Raw genomic sequence first — 18,079 nt, 5'->3', positions numbered from 1 at the left:
AGGCGCCGCCCGGGCCCGCCCGGTTGAATGTGCCTGCACGCGGCGCCGAATTCTGTTAAAATGCGCCCATGCGGAAATGGATCATCGCCGGAACGGTCCTTTTCGTCCTGGGGGTCGCAGCCGTGGTGGCGATCCTCAACGCCAACTCGCTCATCCGCCGGAACAAGGACTATCTCCTGACCCGCGCCGAGGAGGCGCTCGGGCGCAGGCTCCAGGTGGGCGATGTGCAGCTCGCGCTGTGGGGAGGCCTAGGCGTCCGCCTGATGCGGTTCGCCATGGCGGACGACCCCGCCTTCTCCTCGGGCGAGTTCGTGCGCGCCGCAGACCTCCAGGTCAACGTCAAGCTGTGGCCGCTCCTGCGCAAGCAGCTCGAGGTCAAGAAGATCATCCTTCACGATCCGGTGATCCACATCGTCCGCAGCGAGCGCGGGGAGTTCAATTTTTCGACCATCGGAAAAAAGGAAAAGGAGAAAAAAGAGAAGGAGCCGCCCGGCCGCGAGCGGGACCGCGCGTCCCGCGCTTTGCTGATCTCCGTTGTCGACATCTCGGCCGGTCACGTGCGCTACCGCGACCGCAAGGAAGGGGCGAACGTCGAGCTCCGTGACATCGATCTCCGCGTGGCCGACCTCGATTTCGACCGCCCGTTCACCGTGGAGCTCGCGGCGGCCTTGTTCGCCCCGAAGCAAAACCTGAAGCTGAAGGCGCGCCTCGGCCCGCTGGGGCGCGACGGGGTCGATGTCGTCCGCCTTCCTCTCGACGGGCAGCTCACCGCCGACCCGCTCGATATGACCCGGCTCAAGGCGGCCCTTCCCGGAATCAGGAGCTGGCTCCCCAGAGATCTCGATCTTTCCGGAGTTTTTCGGGTGAAGGAGCTGAAATTCAAAGGCACGCTCCTCGATCTCGCGGTCGCGGGAGAGATCGAGGGACGGGATGGGGTGATCGCCTACGGCAAGACGTTTCACAAGCCGGCCGGTGTGCCGCTCGCCGTTTCCACGGATGCGCGCTACGGGAGGAGCGGAATTTCCGTCCGCCGCGGCGACCTTCAGCTGCACACCCTCGCGCTCGCCGCGAGGGGCGATATCCGTTTGGGCGACGCCCCCGCGCTCGACCTCTCCTTCGATTCCAGGCCGGCCTCGCTCGAGGGGTGGGACAAGCTGGTGCCCGCCCTGGCGAGCTATCAGCTGTCGGGCAGATTCGAGCTGCACGCGACGGTTCGCGGCAGGACCGGCGGCGGCGCTTCCCCGCAGATTCAGGGGACCTTGAGCCTGAGCGGCGCGAGCGCCCGCCCGCCCCAGTTCTCCAAGCCCGTGAAAGACCTCAATACCAGGATCAACTTCACCGGGCAAAGAGCCGATGTCCAGGAGACGACCTTCACGCTGGGCAGCTCGCGGATCCGCCTGGCCGCAGCCGTCGAGCGCTTTTCGCCGCTCACCTTGACGTACCGGATCTCGACGCCGGAGCTGATTCCGGCCGAGTACCAGGCGGAGATCTCGGAGGCCCGCAGGGTGGACGCGATCAAAAACCTGACCAGCGAAGGGCAGCTCCGCGCCCACAACGGCAACGTCGTGCTGCAGGCCAAGCTGGCTTCGACCGATGGCACGCTTTACCGGATCCCTTACAAGGGGCTGGAGGCCGATCTTTCGCTCGCCAACAAGGTTGCCACGATCCGCAATTTACGCATGAACGCGCTCGACGGCTCGCTCCAGCTCGAGGGGGAGTACGCGTTCGACGCGCCGACGCCGCACTTTTCGTTGGCGACGCGAGCGCGCGGCATCGACATCCAGCGACTCTACGCCGCCATCGATGCCAGGGCGCAGCGCGACCTGCGCGGCAAGCTCAACGCGGACGTCAAGGTCAACGGCGGCGGGCAGAACTGGGAGCAGATCAAGGCCCGGCTGCGCGGCCAGGGAGAGGCGGAGGTCGTTCAGGGAGCATTGTTGAACTTCAACCTCGCCGAGGGCGTCCTCTCCGGAATCACGGGCATTCCCGGGCTGACGAACCTGATCAACCCCAGGATTCGGAGCAAGTACCCCGAAACCTTTGCAGCCAAGGACACCGAATTTCGCGAGCTCAAGGCGCTCCTCGATCTGGGCGGCGCCCGCATCAACGTCAAGAGCCTGCGGATCGCCGCGGCCGACTTTTCCGTGCAGGGAAACGGCTGGGCCGATTTCGACCGCCGTGTCGACTTCCGCTCGGTCCTGCAGTTCTCGCCCCGCCTGTCCGCGGACATCGCAAGCTCCGCGCGCGAGGTGCGATACCTGTTCAACGGCCAGGGGCAGATGGAGGTCCCGTTCGCGCTCGCCGGAACGCTTCCAAACGTAAGACCCCGGCCCGACGGCGATTACCTGGCCCGCATGGTCCAGCGCGGCTTCTTGCAAAAAGGCGCCGAGGAGATCCAGCGCCGCTTCTTCGGCAGGAAGGAACCCGACGCCGCGAGAGACCAGCCGGCTCCCGTCCCGCTCGAGCCGGAGCGAAGGCGACGGGAGTCGCCGGACGACCTCATTCGCAAAGGGCTGGATCGTCTCTTCGGCCGTTGAGCGCTTCGACCTCCGGCCTCTTCAGGCCGGGGCGAAAAAAGCGAACGTCCGCACCTCGATGCTCTCGCGCGGCGGCGCCCCGGGCGGACAGGCCGGATCGTCGAACGCCGCGTGCGCCGTCCAGCGGGCGCGCCCGTCCACAGCGGAATCGTAGGTCTTGAAGACGATCGCCTCGTTGCGCGCCATTCCCGGGAAGTAGTACCAGGCGTGATCGGGGCTGTAGGTGATGTGATAGATCTCGCCGACGCGATCGGGATAGCGCCGCTCGGTCGGAACGAGGTTCTGGACCGAAAGGCTGCGCGCGTCCGCGACCGCCAGGGGCGAGGTCCAAACCGCATTTCGAATCGGGCGCCAGACCTGGATGACCGCGAAGCGATGGCGCAGCAGCTCCTCGGCCTCGCGCGGCGGCAGGATGTCGCGCACCCGCTGCGGTCCCGACCAATTCGTGTAGTCGTTGTGCACCCGGCGGACCGGCTGCTGGGTCTGCCTCTCCGCTCGCGTCGACTCGTCCTCCGCGCGCAGCGTGTGATCGAAGATCACCACGCGCGCCGCTCCGGTCTGCTCTTTCACCAGCCGCTCCATCTCCGGGTAATAGACCGAACGCACCTCTTCCTCGTCGTAAAAATCCTTGACGCGCGTCTCGTGGTCGACGAGAACGAAGCCTTCGCGCTCGAGCGAGAGGAGGCCCCGCAGGGGTCGCGCGTTGCGGATCGCCACCGGCCGCTCCTCGTAGCGCCCGGTGTGCTCGGTGGACGTGCCGCGCCCGCGCGACGCGCTCACCGGCTTCTGCCCCGTGTCGATCAGATACATCAGCGTGGCCCGGACGAGATCGGGTGAACCCTGCGGTTCGGCGGACGCCATCGGGCACCTCCTGCGCGGAACGCCTTTACATCGGCGGCTGGAAGGGCTATACCAGCGCCGAAAACGGCTTGTCAATCGCGCGCGGGGCGCGGCAGGAGAGGAGGGACCGTGATTTTTCTCACCAACGAGCACATCCAGCAGGTTCTCACGATGCCGCTCTGTCTCGAGGCGATGGAGGATGCTTACCGGGAGCTCAACGAGCAGCGCGCCGGCTATCGCCCGCGAATCGATTTCTACGTGCCCCACGAGCCGCATTACTACCGTTGGGGAACCATGGAGGGAGCCTCCCGCAAGCTCGGCGTCTTCGCCATCCGCATGAAGTCCGACATGCTCGCCTGGGAGGAGCAGGACGGTTTTCTCGTGGAGGACAAGTACTGCATCCGCCGCGGCACCTACTGCGGGCTGATTTTCCTGTTCAGCACCCGCAACGCGGAGCCGCTGGCGCTGATGAACGACGGCTACCTCCAGCACATGCGGGTCGGCGCCTGCGCGGGCCTCGGAACCAAGTACCTCGCGCGCAAGGACTCGCGGGTGATGGCGATGATCGGCTCGGGTGGCATGGCGCGGACCTACGCGCTCGCGATCAAGGAGGTGCGGCCGATCGAATCGATCCGCGTCTTCAGCCCGACGCGAAAAAACCGCGAGGCCTACGCGAGCGAGATGCGCGAGAGGCTGGGGATCGAGGTGGTTGCGGTCGACTCCCCGGAGAAGGCCCTGCGCGGCGCGGACATCGTGTCGCTCACCACCGACTCGCTCGTGCCCGTCATCAAGGCCGAATGGCTGGAGCCCGGCATGCACATCAACAACGTGCGCAACAACGAGGCCGGGCCCGACGTGCTCGCGCGCGCCGACGTGATCGCCCGTCTCGGAACCTCGACGCTGTTCGCCGACCGCTCCGTGCGGGAGGTCACGACGGGAAGCGACGGCATGTTCGGGTACATCGCGGGGAGCGAGGACGAGAAGCGCCGCATCCCGGCCGCCCCGTATCATCAGATCGACAACCCCAACGTCGGCACCGTGCCCGACATCATGGCCGGCCGCTGGGTCGGTCGCGCGGACGACCGCCAGATCACCTTTCTCAACAACCAGGGAACGCAGGGGCTGCAGTTCGCGGCCGTGGGCGGCACCGCTTACAACCTCGCCAGGAGCCGCGGGCTGGGCCACCCGCTCCCGCTGGAGTGGTTCACCCAGAACATCCGCGATTGAAGCGGGCGCCGAGCCGCGCCGGCGCTTTCCGGACCGCGCGGTCCGGCGGGGTCAATGGAAAAATCCTCCGCCGTCCACGTTGAGCAGCTGCCCGGTCATGAAATCGCTGTCGGAAGAAGCGAGAAACAGCACGGTTCCCACAACGTCCGCCTCCACCTGGGTCCGCTTGAAGCAGCGGGCCTCGTTGCGGATGCGCTCGTATTCCGGGTCGACCTTCCGCCCCTCGGTTACCGTGAACCCGGGCGAGACCGCGTTGACGCAGATATTGTACTCGCCCAGCTCCCGCGCCATCGCTCGCGTCATGGCGATCACGCCGCCTTTCGAGGTGACGTAATGGATGTAGTTGGGGTTGCCGGTGAGCGCGACGCTCGAGGAGATATTGATGATCTTGCCGCGCCGTTGCTTCTGCATGTACGGCACGACCGCCTTGGCGCAGAGCCATACTCCGCGGAGATTGACCGCCATCGCCTTGTCGAACTCCTCGACGGACATTTCCCAGAACGGCCCCTTCCAGACGGTCATGAAATAGGCCGCGTTGTTCACCAGAACGTCGACCGTGCCGAAGCGACGCACGGTCTCGTCGACCATGTCCCTGACGCTGCGCTCGTCGCTCACGTCGCATCTCATGCTGATCGCGGTGCCGCCCATGTCCTGGATCGCCTTGACCACATGGTCGGCGGAAGCGATATCGGGCAGGCATACCTTCGCGCCTTCCTTCGCGAACGCGATCGCGTAGGCTTTTCCGATCTTTCCTCCGCCGCCGGTGATGATCACCGACTTGTCCCGGAAACGCATACGTCCCTCCGCGCAAATCGTTGTTCTCGGCCTTAGCACCGCGTCTGCCCGGAGTCAAACCGAGCGGGCTCCGACAGATCGGCCGTGGGCAGAAGACCGACCGCGCTGGCCCGCCGGGGACCCCAGGGAAACTTTCCGGTTTCCGGTCCCCTTGACGATCTCCGCCTCAGGCCCGATATCCCGGTGTCTCGCTCGTGCCGGTCTTCGGTCGTTCTCCCCGGAACTTTCGAGCTGCGGCGCTCTTTGCGGCGCCGGCTGGAACGGAGCGCGGCGGGCGAACGGCTGGTACGGCTCGAACAAATGCCGCGGGGACTGGACTTCGCTCGTCCGAGCGTCATATGATGCCCCTCGGCGGCGCGGCCGCGCCGGGGAGGACCGGATGGCGAAGCTCAAGCTCACAGTCGCGTGCGACCAGTACGATTACCTGCAACCGCTGCGCGAAGGTAAGGTTCAGCCGCAAGGCATCGACCTCAACCTGATCACGGTCGAGAGCGGCCTCCGCCACCAGCGGATGTACCGCTACGGCGAATACGACGCCTGCGAATTCTCGATGTCCTCGTACCTGGTCGCCAGGAGTCAGGACGTGGCCTGGTTTCAGGCGATACCCTTTTTCCCCCGTCGCATGTTCACCCACAAGTTCTGTTTCGTCCGCGCCGGCTCCGGCATCACCCGCCCTTCCGACTTGAAGGGCGCCCGGATCGGCCTGCGGAGCTACGAGAACACGCTGGCGCTGGTCACCAAGGGGATGTTCCACAACACCTACGGGCTCCCGGTAACCGACGTGACCTGGGTGATCGTCAATCAGGAGCCGGTCGGGTCGCGCCTGCCTCCGGCGATCAAGATCGAGCGGGTCGAGGGCGGATGGCGTCTCGAGGACCTTTTGCTCCAGGGCAAGGTGGATGCCGAGGCCGAGCCCGACCTGCCTCAGGCCTGGCTCCGCGGCGAGGGAACCGTGGCGCGCCTGTTTCCCGAGGTCGAGAAGGAAGAGCGGGCCTATTACCAGAAAAGCCGCATCTTCCCGATCATGCACCCGATCGTCATCAAGACCGAGATCCTGAAGAACGACCCCTGGGTGGCGACCAGCCTCTACGAGGCTTTCATGGCGTCACGGCGCGCCTACGACGAGTTCATGCAGCAGCCGCATCGCCTGAGCTTCGCCTGGGGTCGATCCTACCTCGAAGAGGAGCGGAAGTTCTTCGGCAAGCACCCCTTCTACCAGGGATTCAAAGAGAACTATCACGACGTCCAGACGATGATCACTTTCGCCGAGCAGCAGGGAATGCTCGCAAGGCCGTTGACCGTCGAAGAGCTGTTCACGGAAAATACGAGAAATACTTGAAGCCGCCGGTCCGCCGGCCCTTCGCGCCGCGCGACGCCGGGCCGCGTTGAAAGGTTCCGGGAGGAGGGTTTATGTCCGAGTACCGCATTATCGACGCCGACGGGCACGTGATGGAGCTCGACTCGGAGCTGCGCGAGTTCATCGGACCCCCCTATCGCGATCTCGAATGGCACCAGAGCTATTCGTTCTGGCCCGGGCTCACCATGGACGGCTATCTACGCTCGCTCCGCAAGCCCGGCGGCTGGGCCGGCGGCGGCAGCGGCCCCGACGCGCAGCACTGGTTGAGCTTCCTCGACAAGAACGGCATCGAGCTTACGGTTCTCTATCCGACGCAGGGTCTCACGCACGCCGCCATTCAGGACAGGGATTGGGCCGTATGCATGGCCCGCGCCTACAACGACTGGCTCTACCACAGGTTCATGAAAGTGAGCCCGAGGCTGGTCGGCGTGGCGCTTTTGCCGGTTCAGGACATCCCGGAGGCGGTCCGGGAGCTTCGCCGCTGCGTCAACGAGCTGGGGATGGTGGGCGGAGTCCTGCCCGCGGTGGCGCCCGCCGGCCGGCTCTACAGCGGGCCGGAATTCTACCCCCTGTGGGAAGAGGCGCAAAGGCTCGACGTGCCGATCTCGACCCACGGCGGGCTCAGCGCCCCCGATCTCGGGCTCGACCTCGTCGCGAACTTCACCGTCGCCCACACGCTCGAGCATCCTTTCGCGCAGCTGCGCCAGTTCGTGAGCCTGGTGTTCGAGGGCGTGTTCGAGCTTTTCCCGGATCTCCGCTTCGGCTGCATCGAATGCGGCGTGGGCTGGGTTCCTTACATGATGGACCGGATGGACGAGGAGCAGGAGCGCAAGGGCATCTACTCGCCTCGATGCAAGCTCAAGCCGAGCGAGTACGTCAGGAAAGGCAACATCTTTTTCGCCGTCGAGGTCGAGGAGTCCGCGCTTCCGCTGGCTGCCCGCGTGGCGAACGAGAACGCGTTGCTCTGGGCGTCCGATTATCCGCACGAGCGCGACCAGCGCGACTTCAACCGGGATATCCCGACGCTGATCGAGCGAACCGACGTCAGCGGAGATCTCAAACGAAAGATCTTCTGGGATAACCCGCTGCGGTTCTACCCGAGGCTGCGAGCCCGGGTCGAGAAGGGCGAGACGAAGAAAGCCGTCGGCGCGTAGCCTCCGCCTTCGAGGCCCGGGCGGGTGCGGCCGGCACGGCGGCTCAGCCTTGCGGGATGCGCAACCGCGTGCCCGCGATCAACACCCGGTCGTTGTTCAAGCCGTTGGCGCGCCGGATCGCCGCCGGCGAGATGCCGTATCGGCGGGCGATCTTGGACAGGGTTTCGCCACGCGCCACCCGATGGACGATCCTTGGCTCCTTGGCCTTTTTTCGGGCGGCCGAAACCGAATCCTTCCGCGAGCTTCCCGCAGCGAGCGTCTGATGGACCGAGGCGAGTTGCCGGGCCGTTTCCGCCGGCGCCTTGATCCGGATACCCGGCGGCAATTCCTTCACGCCGGGGTTCAGCGCCGGATTCCACTCGAAAAACTGCTCGCTTCTGACGCGCGCCCGCTCGAGCAGCAGGCGCAGCGGAAGCCTGCGCTTGAGCTCCAGCTCCGCCAGCACCACCGGCTGGTGCGGCCGGAGGTCCGGGAAGTAGGTTTCCCGGTCGCGGACGATGTCCAGAGCCGCAACGAACTCGGCGTAAAAGTTCTTCGAAGCGTAGCCGAACGTCGGCGAGCGATAACGCCGGATCAGCTCCACGAGATCGCGCGATCCGACCGCCTCGATGCCCCGAAGGATGCCCTCGGTCCCGTGGTTGTAAGCAGTGATGGCAAGCGGCCAGTCCCCGAGAATACTGAAGTTCTGCTTCAAGAGCCGCGCTGCCGCCCTCGTTGCCGCCAGCGGGTCGCGGCGTTCGTCGACGAGGTGGCTTACGCGCAGGAACTTCCGCCCGGTCTCGGCCATGAACTGCCAGATCCCCACCGCGCCGGCGCTCGAGCGCGCGCGCACGTTGAAAGCGGACTCGACCAGAGGCAGGTAGGCGAGATTCTCCGGAACGCCTTCCTCGCGAAAAATCTTTTTCATCGCCTCGATGTACTTCCCGGAGTTCCTGAGTCCCGCGGCGAAATTTTCTTTCGCGCCGCGCTGCGCCTTCACGCGACCGTCCTCATCCGTGAGATCGTATTCGGCGAGAACCCGCTGCCGCTCGCGCTCCACCAGCGCGCGCCCCTGCTCGGTGTCCGGGGCCGTAAGGACCTTGTAGATCGTCACCGGATCCTGCGGGTCGTAAAGCACCACCTCGTCGCGGCTGTACCGGGTGAAAACCTGTTTCCAGAACTCGACGGTCTGCTCCAGCCCGGGCGGGACGGGAAAAGGCTCCGCGCCGCCTGCGCCGTCCGGAGAACCGGCCACGAACGCGAGGATCAGAAATAGCCCGAGCCGCCCGCCGAACGACGCGTGCGCGCGCCGCGCCTCCTGGCGGGGCGCGCACGCCCGTGCCGCCGGCCGATCATCCCAGCCTGCTCTTCCCGCGAGCTCACCCATGGTTGCAACCGTTCATCGTCGAATCCGGCGGTGCGCGAGCGCTGTCGGATTCGCTCGCGCCCCCGTTTTTTCTTTTCGCGGCGTACCGAGCGCGCGAAAATTTGACCCATGCTAACAAAAGGTTTATGGTCAGTCAAAACTTTCGTTGATCGTTTCATTGATCGCGCGGTTGATTTTCGGTTCTCTCTGCCTCTCGGCGGCGCTCGCCGCCTTCGCCGGCGGCTGTTTCTTCCGGAGCGCCGAGCAAAAACCGCCGGGCTACGTCTCTGTCGGCATCGAGAGCTACCCGGGGCAACTCGATCCCCGCTTCACCACAGACGCCAACTCTTCGCGCGTGAGCGCGCTCGTTTACAGCGCCCTGCTCCGTCCGGAGCGCGACTCGGAGCTCCGTCCCGATCTCGCGACGTCCTGGCGGAAGATCGACGAGCGCACGTATCTCTTCGAGATCCGTCCCGGCGTCGTATTCCACGACGGCACTCCGCTCACGGCGCGCGACGTCAAGTACACCTACGACTCCATCCTCGATCCCGCCACGCGCTCTTCCAAGCGGGCGCTGCTCGGGCCGCTGGCTTCCGTCGAGGAGGCCGGTCCGTACGGGGTCCGCTTTCGCCTGTCGGCGCCCCATGCTCCGTTTCTCGAGCAGTGCACGATCGGCATCGTCCCCGCCGGCACCCCGGCGCAACCGGACAGGCCGCCTCCCGGCTCAGGCCCTTTCATTGTGGAAACGATCCGTCCCGGCGAGAAAGTCGTGCTGCGCGCCAACCCGCGTTACTGGGAAGGCCGGCCGCGGATCGACGGCCTCGCCTTCCACGCCGTCCCGGATGCGATGGTCCGCGTACTGGAATTCAAGAAGGGCACCATCGATTTGCTGCAGAACGACATCGAGCCGGACATGCTGCCGTGGCTGAGGCGGAACACCGCGGCGGCGATCGAGACGCGCCAGGGAACCACGTTCCAGTACGTCGGCGTCAACCTCACGCACCCGATCCTGGGGCGCCGGGAGGTCAGGCAGGCTCTGGCTTACGCCATCGACCGCGAGCGGATCATCCGCCATCTGCTGAAGAACCTCGCCGCCCCCGCAACCGGGCTCCTCTCGCCGCTCCATTGGGCCTACGACCCCTCGGTCCCCCAGCGGCCCTACGATCCCGAAAAGGCCCGGTCGCTCCTCGACCGCGCCGGCTTTCGCGATCCCGACGGCGACGGTCCGCGCCCGCGCTTCAGGCTCTCGTTCAAGACCACCAACATCGACCTTCGGCGGCGAATCGCCGAAGCGCTGAAGGAGCAGCTCCAGCGGGTCGGCATCGAGCTTGACGTCCGCGCTTACGAGTGGGGCACGTTCTACGGCGACGTGCGCCGGGGCAACTTCCACCTGTTCTCGCTCGCCTGGGTGGGAGTGCTCGATCCCGACATTTATTACAACCTGTTCCACTCCTCGAGCGTTCCGCCCAACGGCGACAACCGCGGGCGCTACGCGAACGCGGAGCTCGACCGGCTGCTCGAGCGAGGGCGGGCTTCGCTCGAACGCGAGGAAAGGAAGGCCGTGTACCGCCGCGTCCAGCGCCTGCTGGCCGAGGAGCTGCCGTACATCCCGTTGTGGTGGTGGAAGAACGTCGTGGTGAGCCGGCCGGATCTCAGGGGCGTCGAGCCCTACCCGAACGGCGATTTTCTATTCTTCAAGAATGCGTTCCTCGATGCGGCGGATTCGCGGTGAAGCGCTATCTGATCCACAGACTCTCGTTGGTCCTTCCGGCGTTGCTCGGCGTCCTGACACTGGTCTTTTTTCTGATGCACGCCGTCCCGGGAGACCCCGTAGAGGTGATGCTCGGCGAGACCGCGACCGCGGCGGACAAGGAGGAGCTGCGGCGCGCGCTCGGCCTCGACCGCCCGCTCGCCCGCCAATACGTCGCCTTTCTCGCCGCGCTCGCACGCGGCGATCTGGGACGCTCGCTTTACGAGCAGGCGGCGGTCGCGGACCTGATCGCGGCGAGGCTGCCGGCCACTCTCGAGCTCACGCTGGCGGCCATGGCCGTCGCGTTGCTGATCGGCTTCCCCCTCGCCTTCCTGGCGGCGGCCCGCCGCGACACCTGGATCGACCGCTCCTCGCTGCTCTTTTCGCTTCTCGGCCTGTGCTTTCCCACCTTCTGGCTCGGCCCGATGCTCATGATCGTGTTTTCCATCCAGCTCGGCTGGCTGCCGGTGTCGGGCCGCGGAGGGCTCGCGCACCTGATCCTCCCGTCGCTGACCCTGGGGACCGCCATGGCGGCGACCGTGACCCGGATCCTCAGGGCGAGCCTGCTCCGGATCGCGAACGACGACTACGTCAAAACCGCGCGCGCCAAGGGGCTGAGCGAGACCGTCGTCTGGACCAGGCACATGCTGCGCAACGCGCTGATCCCGCTCGTGACGATCCTCGGGCTGCAGTTTGGCGGCCTGCTCGCCGGCTCGATCATCACGGAGACGATCTTCACGTGGCCGGGGATCGGCCGCTTGACGGTCCAGGCGATTCAGACGCGCGACTATCCCCTCGTCCAGGGATGCGTGCTGGTGATCGCGGTTTCGTACCTGGCGGTCAACTTTCTGACCGACCTTGTCTATCGCTGGATCGACCCGAGGATCACCTATTGAAGAAAATTCATGGCAGACGAGCGCCGGTTGTGCCCTGGACTCGGAACGCCGGGCGACGAGACCCGCACCGCCGTCTTCGGCGGTCGGACGTCGGACGTCGGCGGAAACCGGCAACCACGATACGGGGTTCGTCTGCTTGCGAGCTTACCGGACATGCGGAGTAGGCTCTGGCTCTATACCGGTTGCGCGCTCCTGGCCGTGCTCGCCGCGGCTGCGCTCCTCGCGCCGCTGCTCGCCCCTTACGATCCGGCGCGCCAGGACCTGGAAAAGGATCTGATTCTCTACTCCCCCGAGCACCTGCTGGGAACGGACAAGCTCGGGCGGGACGTCCTGAGCCGGATTTTTTACGGGGCCCGGATCTCGCTCTCGGTCGGCCTCGCGACCGTCGTCGTCTCGCTCGCCATCGGGCTCGTAATCGGCTCCGCCGCCGGCTACTGCGGCGGAATCGTCGACCAGCTGGCCATGCGCGCCGTGGACATCCTCATGGCCTTCCCCGGCATTCTTCTCGCGATCGCCTTCACCGCGGCGCTCGGGCCGGGCCTGCAACACGTCGTTCTCGCGCTCTGCCTCATCGGCTGGACAGGCTACGCGCGTCTGGTTCGCGGCGAAATCCTCTCGCTGCGAGAGCGCGAGTTCGTTCAGTCCGCCCGCGCGATGGGCTGTCCCCCGTATCTCGTCGTCCTGCGTCATATCGTGCCCAACCTTCTGCCTGTGCTGCTCGTGCAGGCGACGTTCGGCCTGGCCGCCGCGGTAATCGCCGAGGGGAGCCTGAGCTTTCTCGGATTGGGGGTCGAGCCGCCGACGCCTTCATGGGGCTCGATGCTGAACGAGGGACGCCAGTTTCTGCTGGTCGCGCCCCATTTGACCGCATACCCGGGACTGGCGATCATGCTCACCGTGCTCGGCCTCAACCTGGTCGGCGACGAGCTCCAGAACCGGCTGCAAGGTTCCTAGGCCGGTTTTCCTTACTTGAACCAGACCTTGAACTTTTGAACGTTTGAACGGCCGCCCTCCAGAAGGCACGAATCTCTCCTGGGTCTCGTTACTCGCATCTCCGAGAAAACGGTTCGAATCGGGGGAGCCGCGCCCCGAGCGCCGAGCACCGCAAAGAACGAAATACCGGGTTTTTGGACCTCTTGCGTCTTGGCGCGGGCAAACGCCCTTCGCGGTCGCCGGTCCTCGGGCTTCGGTCGTTTTCCACGCCGTTTTCTTGCGTCCCGCCTTCGCCGGTGATAAGGGTCTGCCGGGGAGGTGACCATGAAGCTCTACTCCTGCCACACCTGACCGTACGCGCACAGGACAAGGATTGTCCTGGCAGAGAAGAAGATCGCCCACGAGCTGATCGAGGTGGACCTCAAGAACAAACCTGAAGAACTGCTCGAGCTCAACCCGTACGCCAAGGTGCCGGTCCTGGTCGACGGCGACGCGGTGATCTACGAGTCCGCGGTCATCAACGAATATCTCGACGAAAAATATCCCGAGATCAGGCTCATGCCGGCGGACCACTACTCCCGCGCCAGGGCGCGGATCTGGATCGATTTCTTCAACACTCGCGTTCACGCGGCGGCTCACGACCTGCGCTACGGCAAGGATACCGACAAGGCGATGGAAAAGATGATGGGTCATCTGAAGACCCTGGACTCGGCGATGGAGGGGAAAGAGTATCTGCTGGGAGAATACTCCCTCGCCGACGTGACCTTCATCCCGTTCTACGTGCGCAGGGACCGCTATGGCGTAACGATCGACGACAACCTGCCCAACCTCAGGCGCTGGGGCGAGGCGTTGATTGCCCGGCCGGCCGTCGCCGCGACTCTCTAGCCACCGGGGGATTCCGACGATACCGAAGTGGGGCCGTTCTTCCCGGTCTTCGGTCCTCGGTCGTTTTTCGCCCGAACCGCCGCGAGCCGTCCCGATTTGCCTCTCCGCTCGTTCCGTGAGAATGTAAGCGGCATGAACCCGCTTTTGATCCTGCCCGGCGATCTGAGGGGCATCGTCCCCATGGAACAGGCCATCGAGGCCGTCCGTACTGGCTTTCGCGAATGGGGCGAAAACCCGCAGCTCAACGCGCCGCGCCGCCGCATCCATATCCCCACCGGCGTGCGCGTGAGCGTTCATCAGGGAGGCGTCCCGGCGGCGCATGCCACGGGACTCATGACCCACTGCGAGTGGGTCAAACCGATGGCCGACCACCAGGAGTATCCGCGGCTGAATCACCCCGTGACCGTGCTCTACGACTCCGCCGAGGGCGAGCTGAAGGCGTTGATCGTCGGCGAGATCACCTGCGCGGAGCTGCCGGACAACGTTGCGGTGACCGGGCTGCGCACCGCCGCGACCAGCGCGGTCGGCACCGACCTGCTCGCGCGCCACGACGCCCGGCGCCTGGGAATCTTCGGTTCCGCCGGGCAGGCGAAGAATCACCTCGTGGCCCTGACGAAGGTGAGGAGAATCGACGAGGTCAAGGTCTACAGCCGCACGCCCGAGAACTGCCGCAAATTCGCCGACCAGATGGGGCCGCTCCTGAACATCGACATCACGCCCGTCCCGACTCCGCGCGAGGCGGTGCGCGGCGTCGACATCGTCCTCTGCGCGACCAACTCCAGCGTGCCGGTTTTCGACGGCGACTGGCTCGAGCCCGGCCAGCACGTGACCACGATCGTCGGCAGCAACGTCGGACTGGTCAAAGGCGGTTTTGCGCCGGCCAAGCGGCGCGAGATCGACGACGCCACGCTCGCGCGCAGCCATGTTCACGGCATCGTCTCGATTCAGCAGGCGGTCCAGGACGAGCAGGCCGACATTTACGATCCCGTGCAGCGCGGCGTGATCCGCTGGGACCAGTTGATCGAGATCGGCGAGATTCTCGCCGGCAAGAAGGACGGGCGCAGCAGGCCCGATCAGATCACGTTCTACAAGAACAACGCCGGACAGGGCGTGGCCGACGTCGCGCTGGGCGCGCTGGTTTACGAAAGGGCGAAGGAAAAAGGGCTCGGGCGGGTCCTCGAGACCTGACCGTCTCTCGGAATTCATGATCGTCGCCCTCGCCCAGGTAAGGTCCTCGACGGACAAAGCGGCCAACCTCCGCCTCGCGCGGGAGCTCATCGGCGAGGCGAAGAGCAAAGGCGCGTCGCTCGTCGTCTTCCCCGAGTTCCTCATGGCCTTTTCGCCCGCGGGCCAGTCCGCGGAGGAGCTCTGCGCTCTGGCGGAGCCGCTGCACGGCCCGTTCGTCTCGTCCCTCGGCGAGGCCGCCGTCCGAACGGGGATCTCGATCGTCGCGACCCTCTACGAATCCGCGCCGGCGCGCAAGTCCTCCCGCGTCTACGACACCGCCGTCTGGATCGAACCTTCGGGAAACCTCGCGGCGGCCTACAGAAAGGTCCACCTCTACGACGCCTTCGGCTTCAAGGAATCGGACAAGTTCGCTCCGGGCGATGAGCTGGCTTCTCCGGTTCGAGCCGGCGGGGCGGCCTTCGGCATGATGATCTGCTACGACCTGCGCTTTCCCGAGGTGGCCCGGCTGCTCGCCCTGAAGGGCGCCGACGCGCTCGCCGCCCCGTCGGGCTGGGTCCAGGGAGACCTCAAGCTGGAGCACTGGCGGACGATGATCCGCGCGCGGGCGCTCGAGAACGGCTGCTACGTAATAGCTCCCGATCAGGTGGGCAACATCTATATCGGCCACAGCATGGTGGCCGACCCTCTCGGCCGCACCCTGCTCGACATGGACGAGCGCGAGGGAGTCGAGATCGTCGAGCTCGACCTCTCCCTGATCACGGAAGTCCGCAACCAGCTTCCCCTGCTCGCGAACCGCAGGCCGGACGTCTACGATCGAATGAAGGGAAACGAATAGCGGGTCGGGCAGGCGTGCCTGTCCTCGTCGCGGCGATTCTGTCGCGCCTCTAGAAAAGTTTGTGCTCGACTGAAAGGTACAGGAGCGCGCCGATCTTGTCGGCGGCCCTGGAAACCCCGACCGGAATTCCGATGCCGACGACCGTTTGCAGCCGCTCCTGATTGACGATCGCCGCGCGAATGCCCGGAGAGAGGATTGCTTTGAAATCGCGCTCCTTCTTGCCTCGATCGTCGATTCCCTGTTCGAGCTCTCCGACCCATTCGAGCAGCAGGTGGATGTTCGACGAAAGCGCGAGGACGGTGCTGGCACCGATATCGTAGGAAACCAAAGATCGCTTCGGCGAGAGCCTTCGAGGATCGTCCAGGCGAGCTCTGACCTTGGGAAGATAGGTCAGCCCGAGATTGGCGTGGACGGCCCAACGCGAAGCCACCTTCTTGCTGGCCGCCAGGCTCCACTCGTAGCCGACGACCCCGTCGCCGGTTCCCTCGTTTCGATTTCCCGTAGGAAAGATGAGTCCGAACTTCGGCGCAACCGCAGGAACGCTGGCGGTCTCTTCCGCGAGCTGGTAGCGGTAAGCGACCGCAATGTCTCCGACGCCGCGCTGCCTTTTCCCTTCGTCCCGAAGACGAAAGAACGGGATACTGAAACTCAGCTGATGGTCTTCGTTAAAGAGCCACCATTCCTGCTCGACGGCGAACGACCACCCCGGGCGGCGGGAGTCCTTGCTGTAAAGAGCCTTGAGGATGTGCTGCACCTCGCCCCGTTCCTGGTTGTAGGCCTCTTCGATCAGGAAGCTGTGATCCGAAAATCCGTCGATCGGGCGAGGCTCGGCGGCTGAAGCCGCCGGGCCGGACAATAAAACGCCGACCCAGAAAATCAGGATCAACCTGCTTCCCTTCATTGACCTGGATGCCCTGTCTTGAACGCTTTGCGGACATGTACAGGCGTTGCGTGAGGTTTGTCAAACGGCCGTTGCGCCTGCCGCCCGACCGGCGAGAATCGCGGCGACTTAACCGGTATGTCGCGGCGGCGCGGGAAGCCGGCGTCGGCGGGATCGTGTTCGGCGTCCGGTTCGTTCCGGACGTGAAAACCATCGACGACGTCATCCGCTCGATGGAAGGGCTCCGGAGACCTGAACCGCCCCGGGCGCGCGGCCGGTCTTGGCGGGAGCGGCGCGGACCAGGGCATCCGCATCGCAGCTGCCGGAAAAATATTCGACCGGGCGGTGTCGCACGCTGCCGCCGCGGGCCGAGCATTTGCCGGCCCGCGGCGGGAAAAAACTAGGACTTTCCTCTTTCCTCGCTGATCATGTTGAGAAGCTTGTTTCGCAGACCTTCGTCTGCCCGCGCGATCGCGAAAATCCTGTTGTACTCCTCGGCGGTGAGGCCGCCCCTGCTGAGGGCCCTTTGCATCTGCGAAGCGGCTTCGTCTTGGATCTTCTTCGCTTCCTCCGTGTTCCTGGCGTCCTTGAGCCGAGGCTCGTACGTCCGGCGAATTTTTTCGACCTCGACGTAAACCCTGGCGAACACCCTGAGCTCGTTGTCGCTCACGCTCGCCTGCGGCTTTTCGGACTCTTCGGCGGCGAGCCCGACGCACGGAACGGAAAAAAGGAAGAACGTAAAGATCGCGGCCACGGCCGCGCCGGGCATAATCCCCATCGAATGCCCTCCTTCGAGAAAGGTTAAGACGGTGGGACGCAAAGGACATGCCCCGGGCTCGCCGAACGGCGGCTGACCGAGTTTTCGGGCCGTTTCCCGCCGGGCGGTGTTTCATGTGCATGAGTTTCACTTCAGGCCCGAGGCGGGAAAAGGCGACAGTCCGGGTCTGCCGGCGAACGGTACGATGAATTTGACCGCTCCCGGCAAACGAAATAGGCTGAGGCGCACGGGGAGGGTTCCATGAGCATCCGCGGATTCGACCACGTCGCCATTCCGATTCAGAACGTCGAAGAGATGCTTGCCTTTTACCGGGCGCTGGGGTTCGCGGTGAACGGCAGGGGCCCGCGCTATTCGGTTCACTTCGGCGACCAGAAGATCAACTTCCACGGCCCCGAGGTGTGGCAGGGCGGCCGCTTTACGCTGCGCGGCCCGACCGCGAGGCCCGGCTGCGGCGATTTTTGTTTCGTCTGGGACGGCGGCGTCCAATCCCTGCGCGAGATGCTTTCGCGGGCGGGCGCCAGGATCATCGAAGGCCCCGTCGAACGGATGGGCGGCCGCGGCGGCGGTGCCCAGAAGGGGACGAGCTTCTACGTCCGCGACCCCGACGCCAACCTGCTCGAGTTCATCGTCTATCCCGAATGAGCGGGCCTGCGTTGCCAGCAGCATCGCCCGGACCGTA

General features: G+C 65.4%; 16 protein-coding genes and 1 pseudogene. 12 read left to right on the top strand and 5 right to left on the bottom strand.

Annotated elements, in window-relative coordinates; all coding sequences use genetic code 11:
- Positions 1 to 68 precede the first annotated feature (68 nt).
- Positions 69 to 2,537, top strand: coding sequence for an AsmA family protein (locus VNN77_08485; GenBank protein HXG51424.1), 2,469 nt, complete (start codon positions 69 to 71; stop codon positions 2,535 to 2,537).
- A 21-nt stretch (positions 2,538 to 2,558) separates the two neighbouring features.
- Here the strand turns inward: VNN77_08485 and VNN77_08480 are convergent, their stop codons facing one another.
- Complete coding sequence (locus tag VNN77_08480) at positions 2,559 to 3,398, bottom strand: CmcJ/NvfI family oxidoreductase (GenBank protein ID HXG51423.1); 840 nt, start codon at positions 3,396 to 3,398, stop codon at positions 2,559 to 2,561.
- A 108-nt stretch (positions 3,399 to 3,506) separates the two neighbouring features.
- Here VNN77_08480 and VNN77_08475 point away from each other — a divergent pair, with 108 nt between their 5' ends.
- Complete coding sequence (locus VNN77_08475; GenBank protein HXG51422.1) at positions 3,507 to 4,604, top strand: ornithine cyclodeaminase family protein; 1,098 nt, start codon at positions 3,507 to 3,509, stop codon at positions 4,602 to 4,604.
- Positions 4,605 to 4,655: 51 nt separating this feature from the next.
- Here the strand turns inward: VNN77_08475 and VNN77_08470 are convergent, their stop codons facing one another.
- Positions 4,656 to 5,399 (bottom strand): 3-oxoacyl-ACP reductase family protein, encoded by a 744-nt coding sequence (locus tag VNN77_08470; protein ID HXG51421.1) that lies wholly within the window; start codon positions 5,397 to 5,399, stop codon positions 4,656 to 4,658.
- Positions 5,400 to 5,778: 379 nt separating this feature from the next.
- On the opposite strand from VNN77_08470, the gene VNN77_08465 reads away from it, so the two are divergent.
- Positions 5,779 to 6,738, top strand: coding sequence for an ABC transporter substrate-binding protein (locus VNN77_08465; protein HXG51420.1), 960 nt, complete (start codon positions 5,779 to 5,781; stop codon positions 6,736 to 6,738).
- A gap of 71 nt (positions 6,739 to 6,809) precedes the next feature.
- On the top strand, positions 6,810 to 7,910 hold the full coding sequence (locus VNN77_08460; protein ID HXG51419.1) for an amidohydrolase family protein: 1,101 nt from the start codon (positions 6,810 to 6,812) through the stop codon (positions 7,908 to 7,910).
- A 43-nt stretch (positions 7,911 to 7,953) separates the two neighbouring features.
- On the opposite strand, the gene VNN77_08455 is transcribed toward VNN77_08460, so the two are convergent.
- On the bottom strand, positions 7,954 to 9,276 hold the full coding sequence (locus VNN77_08455) for a transglycosylase SLT domain-containing protein (GenBank protein ID HXG51418.1): 1,323 nt from the start codon (positions 9,274 to 9,276) through the stop codon (positions 7,954 to 7,956).
- A 145-nt stretch (positions 9,277 to 9,421) separates the two neighbouring features.
- On the opposite strand from VNN77_08455, the gene VNN77_08450 reads away from it, so the two are divergent.
- The 7 genes and pseudogenes from VNN77_08450 to VNN77_08420 all read left to right on the top strand — a co-directional run bounded on the left by VNN77_08450 (position 9,422) and on the right by VNN77_08420 (position 15,742).
- On the top strand, positions 9,422 to 10,987 hold the full coding sequence (locus VNN77_08450; GenBank protein ID HXG51417.1) for an ABC transporter substrate-binding protein: 1,566 nt from the start codon (positions 9,422 to 9,424) through the stop codon (positions 10,985 to 10,987).
- Positions 10,984 to 11,901, top strand: coding sequence for a nickel ABC transporter permease (nikB, locus tag VNN77_08445; GenBank protein ID HXG51416.1), 918 nt, complete (start codon positions 10,984 to 10,986; stop codon positions 11,899 to 11,901). The genes VNN77_08450 and nikB overlap by 4 nt, the downstream gene beginning before the upstream one ends.
- Positions 11,902 to 12,054: 153 nt before the next feature.
- On the top strand, positions 12,055 to 12,855 hold the full coding sequence (locus tag VNN77_08440) for an ABC transporter permease (GenBank protein ID HXG51415.1): 801 nt from the start codon (positions 12,055 to 12,057) through the stop codon (positions 12,853 to 12,855).
- 342 nt (positions 12,856 to 13,197) lie between these two features.
- Positions 13,198 to 13,371: pseudogene (locus VNN77_08435) on the top strand (glutathione S-transferase N-terminal domain-containing protein).
- 21 nt (positions 13,372 to 13,392) lie between these two features.
- A complete protein-coding gene (locus VNN77_08430) occupies positions 13,393 to 13,719 on the top strand; it encodes a glutathione binding-like protein (GenBank protein HXG51414.1) in 327 nt (108 codons plus the stop codon).
- A gap of 132 nt (positions 13,720 to 13,851) precedes the next feature.
- Positions 13,852 to 14,907, top strand: coding sequence for an ornithine cyclodeaminase family protein (locus tag VNN77_08425; GenBank protein HXG51413.1), 1,056 nt, complete (start codon positions 13,852 to 13,854; stop codon positions 14,905 to 14,907).
- 16 nt (positions 14,908 to 14,923) lie between these two features.
- The gene (locus VNN77_08420) at positions 14,924 to 15,742 is read left to right on the top strand and encodes a carbon-nitrogen hydrolase family protein (protein ID HXG51412.1); all 819 of its coding nucleotides are present in this window, start codon (positions 14,924 to 14,926) and stop codon (positions 15,740 to 15,742) included.
- A gap of 49 nt (positions 15,743 to 15,791) precedes the next feature.
- Here VNN77_08420 and VNN77_08415 read toward each other — a convergent pair whose 3' ends face one another.
- Both VNN77_08415 and VNN77_08410 read right to left on the bottom strand, forming a co-directional pair.
- Positions 15,792 to 16,643 carry a transporter gene (locus VNN77_08415; protein HXG51411.1) on the bottom strand — a complete coding sequence of 284 codons (852 nt, stop codon included), beginning with the start codon at positions 16,641 to 16,643 and terminating at the stop codon, positions 15,792 to 15,794.
- Between the two features lie 379 nt (positions 16,644 to 17,022).
- Entirely contained in the window at positions 17,023 to 17,400 is a 378-nt protein-coding gene (locus tag VNN77_08410; protein HXG51410.1) for a DUF4168 domain-containing protein, read from the bottom strand.
- A gap of 240 nt (positions 17,401 to 17,640) precedes the next feature.
- Between VNN77_08410 and VNN77_08405 the strand changes: the two genes are divergently transcribed.
- Positions 17,641 to 18,042 carry a VOC family protein gene (locus VNN77_08405; GenBank protein ID HXG51409.1) on the top strand — a complete coding sequence of 134 codons (402 nt, stop codon included), beginning with the start codon at positions 17,641 to 17,643 and terminating at the stop codon, positions 18,040 to 18,042.
- Positions 18,043 to 18,079 lie beyond the last annotated feature (37 nt).

The sequence above is a fragment of the Candidatus Zixiibacteriota bacterium genome (assembly GCA_035574315.1).
Taxonomy (GTDB): Bacteria; Desulfobacterota; Binatia; order UBA9968; family UBA9968; genus DATLYW01.
Note: the sequence above shows the minus strand (reverse complement) of the source record. Positions and strands in the feature narration are given on the sequence as shown.

Coding starts and splice junctions, on each gene's coding strand:
- VNN77_08430 (HXG51414.1), top strand. CDS start 13,393: ATGCCGGCGGACCACTACTCCCGCGCCAGGGCGCGGATCTGGATCGAT.
- VNN77_08415 (HXG51411.1), bottom strand. CDS start 16,643: ATGAAGGGAAGCAGGTTGATCCTGATTTTCTGGGTCGGCGTTTTATTG.
- VNN77_08405 (HXG51409.1), top strand. CDS start 17,641: ATGAGCATCCGCGGATTCGACCACGTCGCCATTCCGATTCAGAACGTC.
- VNN77_08425 (HXG51413.1), top strand. CDS start 13,852: ATGAACCCGCTTTTGATCCTGCCCGGCGATCTGAGGGGCATCGTCCCC.
- VNN77_08440 (HXG51415.1), top strand. CDS start 12,055: ATGCGGAGTAGGCTCTGGCTCTATACCGGTTGCGCGCTCCTGGCCGTG.
- VNN77_08410 (HXG51410.1), bottom strand. CDS start 17,400: ATGGGGATTATGCCCGGCGCGGCCGTGGCCGCGATCTTTACGTTCTTC.
- VNN77_08465 (HXG51420.1), top strand. CDS start 5,779: ATGGCGAAGCTCAAGCTCACAGTCGCGTGCGACCAGTACGATTACCTG.
- VNN77_08460 (HXG51419.1), top strand. CDS start 6,810: ATGTCCGAGTACCGCATTATCGACGCCGACGGGCACGTGATGGAGCTC.
- VNN77_08485 (HXG51424.1), top strand. CDS start 69: ATGCGGAAATGGATCATCGCCGGAACGGTCCTTTTCGTCCTGGGGGTC.
- VNN77_08455 (HXG51418.1), bottom strand. CDS start 9,276: ATGGGTGAGCTCGCGGGAAGAGCAGGCTGGGATGATCGGCCGGCGGCA.
- VNN77_08470 (HXG51421.1), bottom strand. CDS start 5,399: ATGCGTTTCCGGGACAAGTCGGTGATCATCACCGGCGGCGGAGGAAAG.
- VNN77_08480 (HXG51423.1), bottom strand. CDS start 3,398: ATGGCGTCCGCCGAACCGCAGGGTTCACCCGATCTCGTCCGGGCCACG.
- VNN77_08420 (HXG51412.1), top strand. CDS start 14,924: ATGATCGTCGCCCTCGCCCAGGTAAGGTCCTCGACGGACAAAGCGGCC.